This is a genomic window from Pseudoalteromonas sp. MER144-MNA-CIBAN-0113 (assembly GCF_040308965.1).
In the GTDB taxonomy this organism is placed as follows: domain Bacteria; phylum Pseudomonadota; class Gammaproteobacteria; order Enterobacterales; family Alteromonadaceae; genus Pseudoalteromonas; species Pseudoalteromonas tetraodonis.
Map to the genome: position 1 here is coordinate 1 of NZ_JBEOOG010000192.1, position 680 is coordinate 680.

At 43.8% G+C, this 680-nt stretch carries 1 protein-coding gene; it reads right to left on the bottom strand.

Annotated features, from left to right (window positions below; genetic code table 11):
- Positions 1 to 680, bottom strand: a 680-nt coding sequence (locus AAEY57_RS19355; RefSeq protein ID WP_290173250.1) for an EF-Tu C-terminal domain-related protein, incomplete at both ends; no start/stop codon positions are given.

The following is a 680-nucleotide window of genomic DNA, read 5'->3' on the forward strand; positions in this document are numbered from 1 at the left end:
GTCATCTTAACGTTATCACCAGGCATTACCATTTCTACGCCTTCTGGTAACTGTACGTCACCTGTTACGTCAGTTGTACGGAAGTAGAACTGTGGACGGTAACCTTTGAAGAATGGAGTATGACGACCACCTTCATCTTTCGAAAGTACGTATACTTCTGAAGTGAATGTAGTGTGTGGCTTGATTGAACCAGGCTTAGCTAGTACTTGACCACGTTCAACGTCTTCACGCTTAGTACCACGTAAAAGTGCACCAATGTTCTCACCAGCACGACCTTCGTCAAGAAGCTTACGGAACATCTCAACACCAGTACAAGTAGACTTAGTCGTCTCTTTGATACCAACGATTTCAACTTCGTCGTTCACGTTGATGATACCAGCTTCAACACGGCCAGTTACAACAGTACCACGACCTTGGATTGAGAAAACGTCTTCGATAGGCATGATGAATGGCTTATCGATGTCACGCTCTGGCTCTGGAATGTAAGTATCTAGTGCTTCTGCAAGCTCTACGATTTTAGCTTCCCATTGCTCTTCGCCTTCAAGTGCTTTAAGTGCAGAACCTTGAATTAGTGGTAAGTCATCACCTGGGAAGTCGTATTCAGAAAGAAGTTCACGAACTTCCATTTCTACTAGCTCAAGTAGCTCTTCATCATCAACCATGTCACATTTGTTCATGAA